This is a genomic window from Burkholderia sp. Ac-20349 (assembly GCF_017104865.1).
In the GTDB taxonomy this organism is placed as follows: domain Bacteria; phylum Pseudomonadota; class Gammaproteobacteria; order Burkholderiales; family Burkholderiaceae; genus Burkholderia; species Burkholderia aenigmatica.
In genome coordinates, this window is sequence record NZ_JAAGPM010000011.1 from 100,680 (window position 1) to 107,262 (window position 6,583).

A 6,583-nucleotide genomic window follows, 5' to 3' on the forward strand; every position below is an offset into this window, starting at 1 on the left:
GCAGCACGAATTCTGCGGGCAAAAAAAACCGGGGCGGATACGGCCCCGGAGCAACAACGACAAGAGGAGAATGGTGACGCGCCGGCAACACCAGCCGCGTACCGTAAATACTGACCACGGCCCGCGACAGAAGTTCGAAAATTTTTTCGATTTGTTACCGGCTCCGCCGGAAGCCTTGCCCGGCGGGGCGGCGCGAGCGGCGGGCCCGCACCTTCTCCTCGTCGTGCGCTTACTGCGCCTGTGCTGCGCGCAGGTAGATTTCGACGCGGCGGTTCTGTGCGCGGCCGGCTTCGGTCGCGTTGTCCGCGATCGGGTTCGATGCGCCCATGCCTTGCGCCGACAGGCGGCCGCCGTTCACGCCGCGCTGTGCCAGTGCGTTCACGACGCTTTGCGCGCGGTTTTGCGACAGCGTCTGGTTCAGCTGGGCCGAGCCGGTGCTGTCCGTGTAGCCGACGATCGATGCCGTCACTTGCGGGTTCTGGTTCAGCGTCGTCGCCAGGTCGTTCAGCAGCGGCGTGAAGGCCGGCGTGATCGCGTACTGGTTCGTCGCGAACGTCACCGAGCTCGGCACGTTCAGCTTCAGCGAGCCGTCCGGCTGCTCGGTCACTTGCGTGCCCGTCTGCGCTGCCGACGGTGCGAGCTTGTTCTTGATCGCCTGCCAGTTGTAACCCGTCACGCCGCCGACCAGTGCGCCCACGCCTGCGCCGATCGCCGCGCCCTTGCCGCCACCTGCCAGCGCGCCGATGCCTGCGCCCAGCGCCGCACCCGTGCCGGTACCGACGGCCGCGTTGTTGCCTTGCTGCGTGGCGCAGCCTGCCAGCAGTGCGCCGGCCAATGCGAAGACGGACAAGCGGGTCGCGATTTTCATGTTCATCTTGGATTCCTCTCTTGGTTGAACGAGTCGACAACGACGACAACAACAGTTACGGCTCCCTGCGCGGGCCGCCCGAAAAGGAGGGCAGGCCTGCACTCGCGGCAGCCGCCGAGGTGGCCGCATGCCCTGTCCGTCAGCGTGGCTGTTGGGACAGTGCGACGCGTCAGCCTCTACAATATAGGCGGTAAGTGGCCGATTTGGCCCTATAGCATGCCGCACGCGAAGAGTGCGCCGGGTCGCGCGTTCGCGCAATGGCGTGCAACAGATTCTTTCACTTTTCCCGATTTTCGCAGCGTAATTTGATATTTTTTGACGTTTGCGCGCGAGAAAAACGTTTTCACGGAGTTTCGATGAGCATTGACCGGGCACAAGTCGACGCCGCTTTGGCGGCTGTCGTCGACCCCAATACCGGCCGCCCGTATGCGGCGAACAAGGGCGTGCGCAACGTCGCGATCGACGGCGACGTCGTGGCGCTCGACGTGGTGCTCGGTTATCCCGCGCGCAGCCAGCACGACGACGTGCGCGCACGCATCACCGCAGCGCTGCAGGCCGTGGCCGGCGTGCGCGATGCGCGCATCGCCGTGTCGCAGGAGATCGTCGCGCACACGGTGCAGCGTGGCGTGAAACTGCTGCCGAACGTGAAAAACATCGTGGCGGTCGCGTCGGGCAAGGGCGGCGTCGGCAAGAGCACGACGGCCGTCAACCTCGCGCTCGCGCTTGCCGCGGAAGGCGCGTCGGTCGGTATCCTCGACGCCGACATCTACGGTCCGTCGCTGCCGACGATGCTCGGCATCCACGGCCAGCGTCCCGAGTCGCCCGACAACCAGTCGATGAACCCGCTCGTCGGCCACGGGCTGCAGGCGAACTCGATCGGCTTCCTGATCGAGGAAGACAACCCGATGGTGTGGCGCGGCCCGATGGCGACCTCCGCGCTCGAGCAACTGCTGCGCCAGACCAACTGGCGCGAGCTCGACTACCTGATCGTCGACATGCCGCCCGGCACCGGCGACATCCAGCTGACGCTCGCGCAGCGCGTGCCGGTCACGGGCGCGGTGATCGTCACGACGCCGCAGGACATCGCGCTGCTCGACGCGAAGAAGGGCCTGAAGATGTTCGAGAAGGTCGGGATTCCGATCCTCGGCATCGTCGAAAACATGAGCATCCATATCTGCTCGAACTGCGGCCACGAAGAGCACATCTTCGGCGCCGGCGGGGCCGAGCGGATGGCGAAGGATTACGGCGTGAACGTGCTCGGCAGCCTGCCGCTGGACATCGCGATCCGCGAGCGCGCCGACAGCGGCACGCCGACGGTCGTGGCGGATCCGGACGGCGCGCTGGCGCGCCGCTACTGCGAGATCGCGCGCGGGGTCGCGCTGGCAATTGCCGAGCGATCGCGCGACATGACGTCGAAGTTCCCGTCGATCGTTGTTCAAAATACGTAAAACCCTTGCGGGGCGGGGCCTCACGCTGTTTACGGCGCCGCGAGGCGCGGTATCATGGCGACTTTTCCCGGGTCCCTTTACCCGCCCGGCGCGGCCGTCGTGTCAAACGGCCGCCAGCCGGCATGAGGATCGAATGAAACAACGACATCACGGCGTGCGCGCCGGCCGCGTGCGGTGCGCGCTGCTGGCCACCGCCGCGCTGGGCCTGCTGGCCGGCTGCACCTCCTTTTCCTCGTCGCACGAAAAACGGGCCGACGCACAACTGCAGCCGACGGTCGGCTCGCAAGCGCGCGGCGCGGTGACCTTCGTCGAGCGTCCGGACGGCGTGCAGGTTACCTACAACCTGGCCGGCCTGCCACCGAACAGCGATCACGCTTTACAGGTACACGAACGCGGCGACTGCAACGCCGGCGACGGCTCGAGCGCCGGCCAGGTGTTCGCGCCGGCCGCCGACCGGCTGCGCGCGGGCGCCCGCGTCGCCGGCGATCTCGGCAACATCCACGCGGACGCGAACGGCGTCGCGGCCGGCTTCATCGTCGCGCCCGATCTGGCCCTCGATGGCGTGCGCTCGGCGATGAACCGCGCGGCGCTGGTGCACCGCGAAGCGAGCGATCCCGCGTTTCCGCAGCATGGCGCGGGGCCCGCGCTCGCTTGCGGCGTGATCCGTTGACGGGCGCCGCGTGCGCCGGTCGATGATCGCGTAAAATGTGCGCCTTTCCTGGCCGCCGCCTCGCGGGTCTGGCCCTCACCGACTGTCACGCAGCGTTTCCAGGCGCCCTGATATGAGCATCAAGTCCGACAAGTGGATTCGGCGCATGGCCGAAGAGCACAAGATGATCGAGCCGTTCGTGCCCGATCAGGTCCGCGCGTCCGAGGACGGTCGCCGGATCGTCAGCTACGGCACGTCGAGCTACGGCTACGACATCCGCTGTGCAGACGAATTCAAGATCTTCACGAACATCAACTCGACGATCGTCGATCCGAAGAACTTCGACGAAGGTTCGTTTGTCGATTTCAAGGGCGACGTGTGCATCATCCCGCCGAACTCGTTCGCGCTGGCCCGCACCGTCGAATATTTCCGCATCCCGCGCACCGTGCTGACGGTCTGCCTCGGCAAGTCGACCTATGCGCGCTGCGGGATCATCGTCAACGTGACGCCGTTCGAACCCGAGTGGGAGGGCTACGTCACGCTGGAATTCTCGAACACCACGCCGCTGCCCGCGAAGATCTACGCGAACGAAGGCGTCGCGCAGGTGCTCTTCTTCGAGAGCGACGAAGTGTGCGACGTGTCGTACGCGGATCGCGGCGGCAAGTATCAGGGGCAGCGCGGTGTCACGCTGCCGAAAACCTGATCTGGTTGCATAACGTCTCACCAGTTTCCGGGTGACCGCTGCGCGTGACGCGCCGCGGTCGTTCTTTTTGGAGAATCGCCCATGAAGTTTCGTTTCCCCGTCGTCATCATCGACGAAGATTTCCGCTCCGAGAACATCTCGGGCTCCGGCATCCGGGCGTTGGCCGAAGCGATCGAGAAGGAGGGCGTCGAAGTCCTCGGTCTCACGAGCTACGGTGATCTGACGTCGTTCGCGCAGCAATCGAGCCGTGCGTCGTGCTTCATCCTGTCGATCGACGACGACGAACTCATGCTCGGCGAGACCGGCCCGGACGGCGAACTGCCCGAGCTCGCGACCGCGATCATCGAGCTGCGCGCGTTCGTCACCGAAGTGCGCCGCCGCAACGCGGACATCCCGATCTTCCTGTACGGCGAGACGCGCACGTCGCGCCACCTGCCGAACGACATCCTGCGCGAGCTGCACGGCTTCATCCACATGTTCGAGGACACGCCGGAGTTCGTCGCGCGCCACATCATCCGCGAGGCGAAGGTCTATCTCGACTCGCTCGCGCCGCCGTTCTTCAAGGAACTCGTCAAGTACGCGGACGAAGGCTCGTACTCGTGGCACTGCCCGGGCCACTCGGGCGGCGTCGCGTTCCTGAAGAACCCGCTCGGCCAGATGTTCCACCAGTTCTTCGGCGAGAACATGCTGCGCGCGGACGTCTGCAACGCGGTGGACGAACTCGGCCAGCTGCTCGACCACACGGGCCCGGTCGCGGCGTCCGAGCGCAACGCGGCGCGCATCTTCAGCGCGGACCACCTGTTCTTCGTGACCAACGGCACGTCGACGTCGAACAAGATCGTCTGGCACGCGACGGTTGCACCGGGCGACATCGTGCTGGTCGACCGCAACTGCCACAAGTCGATCCTGCACGCGATCACGATGACGGGCGCGATCCCGGTGTTCCTGACGCCGACGCGCAACCACTTCGGCATCATCGGGCCGATCCCGCGCGACGAATTCAAGCCGGAGAATATCCGCAAGAAGATCGAGGCGAACCCGTTCGCGCGCGAAGCGATGCGCGAGAACCCGGACATGAAGCCGCGCATCCTGACGATCACGCAGAGCACGTACGACGGCGTCGTCTACAACGTCGAGATGATCAAGGACCTGCTCGGCGACCTGCTCGACACGCTGCACTTCGACGAAGCGTGGCTGCCGCACGCGACGTTCCACGACTTCTACCGCGACATGCACGCGATCGGCGACGGCCGTCCGCGCACCGGTGCGCTCGTGTTCGCGACGCACTCGACGCACAAGCTGCTCGCGGGCATCTCGCAGGCATCGCAGATCGTCGTGCAGGATTCGGAGAACCGCACGTTCGACAAGCACCGCTTCAACGAGGCGTACCTGATGCACACGTCGACGAGCCCGCAGTACGCGATCATCGCGTCGTGCGACGTCGCGGCCGCGATGATGGAGCCGCCGGGCGGCACCGCGCTCGTCGAGGAATCGATCGCCGAGGCGATCGACTTCCGCCGCGCGATGCGCAAGGTCGACGCCGAATACGGCGACGACTGGTTCTTCAGCGTGTGGGGCCCGGACAACCTGTCCGAAGAAGGCATCGGTTCGCGCGAAGACTGGATGCTGAAGCCGAACGACCACTGGCACGGCTTCGGCCCGCTGGCGGAAGGCTTCAACATGCTCGACCCGATCAAGGCGACGATCATCACGCCGGGGCTCGACGTCGACGGCGAGTTCGGCGAGACCGGCATTCCGGCCGCGATCGTCACGAAGTACCTGGCCGAGCACGGGATCATCGTCGAGAAGACCGGCCTGTACTCGTTCTTCATCATGTTCACGATCGGCATCACGAAGGGCCGCTGGAACTCGATGGTGACCGAGCTGCAGCAGTTCAAGGACGACTACGACAACAACCAGCCGCTGTGGCGCGTGCTGCCGGAATTCGTCGCGCAGCACCCGCGCTACGAGCGCGTCGGCCTGCGCGACCTGTGCGCGCAGATCCACGACGTGTACCGTGCGAACGACATCGCGCGCCTGACGACGGAGATGTACCTGTCGGACATGGAGCCGGCGATGAAGCCGTCGGACGCGTTCGCGAAGCTCGCGCACCGCAAGATCGACCGCGTGCCGCTCGACGAGCTCGAAGGCCGCGTGACGAGCATCCTGCTCACGCCGTACCCGCCGGGCATCCCGCTGCTGATCCCGGGCGAGCGCTTCAACAAGACGATCGTGAACTACCTGCGGTTCGCGCGCGACTTCAACGAGCGCTTCCCGGGCTTCCACACCGACATCCACGGCCTCGTCGCGGAAGAGGTGAACGGCCGCGTCGAGTACTTCGTCGACTGCGTGCGCGACTGATGGCGACGCACGGACGAATCCAGGCGATGCGCGCGGCGCTGGCCGCGCTCGTCGTCTGGGCGGCAGGGTCGGCCGGGCTGGCGGGCGTGGGTGTCGCGCATGCGGAGGTCGCGGCGGCCGACCCGATCGACGTCGCGATGCGGCAATGCCTCGCGCGGCGCGACCGGTCTTCGCCGGCCGGCCAGATCCAGTGCATGGGTGAAACGCAGCAGCAGTGGCAGGCCGTGGTGGACGGCGCGTATCAGCGCCTGTTGAAGGATGCGCCGGCCGACGCGAAGCGCGGCTGGCAGGACAGCCAGCGCCATTGGCTCACGTGGCGCAAGGACGAAGTGCATCTGCTGAAGGCCGTGTATGACACGACGCGCGGCACGTCGTACGCGATGTCGAGTGCCGACCTGCAGCTGCAGCCCGTGCGCGATCGCGCGCTGGCGCTGCGCGCCGCGGCCGATCGCTATGCGCCGCCGCCGCGCGTGCCTTCGGCTCCGGCACGATCGACGCGACCAATCGCGCGAATCTCCAGCTACGCGGCATTCGCGACGGTGCGGCCGACGCGC

General features: G+C 66.4%; 6 protein-coding genes and 1 pseudogene. 6 read left to right on the forward strand and 1 reads right to left on the reverse strand.

Annotation, left to right across the window (positions count from 1 at the left end; translation table 11 throughout):
- Nucleotides 1–229 precede the first annotated feature (229 nt).
- The gene (locus tag G3N61_RS06440; RefSeq protein WP_043189806.1) at nucleotides 230–874 is read right to left on the reverse strand and encodes an OmpA family protein; all 645 of its coding nucleotides are present in this window, start codon (nucleotides 872–874) and stop codon (nucleotides 230–232) included.
- A 350-nt stretch (nucleotides 875–1,224) separates the two neighbouring features.
- Between G3N61_RS06440 and apbC the strand changes: the two genes are divergently transcribed.
- From apbC to G3N61_RS39445, 6 genes and pseudogenes are all read left to right on the forward strand, one after another.
- The gene (apbC, locus tag G3N61_RS06445) at nucleotides 1,225–2,316 is read left to right on the forward strand and encodes an iron-sulfur cluster carrier protein ApbC (protein WP_205821882.1); all 1,092 of its coding nucleotides are present in this window, start codon (nucleotides 1,225–1,227) and stop codon (nucleotides 2,314–2,316) included.
- 133 nt (nucleotides 2,317–2,449) lie between these two features.
- Nucleotides 2,450–2,986 carry a superoxide dismutase [Cu-Zn] gene (gene sodC, locus G3N61_RS06450; protein ID WP_043189802.1) on the forward strand — a complete coding sequence of 179 codons (537 nt, stop codon included), beginning with the start codon at nucleotides 2,450–2,452 and terminating at the stop codon, nucleotides 2,984–2,986.
- A gap of 112 nt (nucleotides 2,987–3,098) precedes the next feature.
- A complete protein-coding gene (gene dcd / locus G3N61_RS06455; RefSeq protein WP_006398615.1) occupies nucleotides 3,099–3,668 on the forward strand; it encodes a dCTP deaminase in 570 nt (189 codons plus the stop codon).
- A gap of 81 nt (nucleotides 3,669–3,749) precedes the next feature.
- Nucleotides 3,750–6,029: an arginine/lysine/ornithine decarboxylase gene (locus tag G3N61_RS06460; RefSeq protein ID WP_043189799.1), complete on the forward strand. Its 2,280-nt coding sequence runs from the start codon at nucleotides 3,750–3,752 to the stop codon at nucleotides 6,027–6,029.
- A pseudogene (locus G3N61_RS06465) lies at nucleotides 6,029–6,496 on the forward strand (lysozyme inhibitor LprI family protein); the annotation flags it as partial. The gene G3N61_RS06460 and the pseudogene G3N61_RS06465, both read left to right, overlap by 1 nt.
- 23 nt (nucleotides 6,497–6,519) lie before the next feature.
- Nucleotides 6,520–6,583 (forward strand): hypothetical protein (locus tag G3N61_RS39445; protein WP_346778552.1); only part of this gene is annotated, 64 nt, incomplete at its 3' end.